General features: G+C 65.0%; 1 protein-coding gene. It reads left to right on the plus strand.

The genetic code is table 11. The features are described from left to right. Positions 1 to 525: ABC transporter permease (locus EN925_RS38965; protein WP_164894842.1), on the plus strand; the 525-nt coding region annotated here is incomplete at both ends.

The following is a 525-nucleotide window of genomic DNA, read 5'->3' on the forward strand; positions in this document are numbered from 1 at the left end:
AGGAATTTTCTGACCGCCATGCTGCTCGGTCCGGCGACCGCGTGGCTGGTGGTGTTCCTGGTGCTGCCGTTCATCGCCATCGCCGTGTTCAGCGTCGGCGAACGCGCACCGGAAGGCGGCTATCAGGCCGCCTTTACGCTGGCGCAATATGCCAATCTTCCGGCGCGGGCGACCGCCTTCTGGAACACCATGGTGCTGGCGCCGGTGGGAGCGCTCGCCTGCCTGCTCGTCGCTTATCCCGTTGCCTACTATCTCGCCTTGCGCGCGCCGCAGCGCTGGCGGCTGATCCTGCTGGCGCTGGTCGTCATTCCGTTCTGGACCAGCCTGCTGATGCGGACCTATGCCTGGATGTACATTCTGGGCGGGCGCGGCATTCCGGCGCTGCTCGCCTTTGTCGGCATCGAGGATGTCAGGCTGATCAACACGCCGGGCGCGGTGCTGCTCGGCATCGTCTATGGCTACCTGCCGCTGATGATCCTGCCGATCTATGTCAGCCTCGAACGGCTTGACCGCAGGCTGCTGGAA

Source organism: Mesorhizobium sp. M7A.F.Ca.US.006.04.2.1, from assembly GCF_004022915.1.
Lineage (GTDB): Bacteria > Pseudomonadota > Alphaproteobacteria > Rhizobiales > Rhizobiaceae > Mesorhizobium > Mesorhizobium ciceri.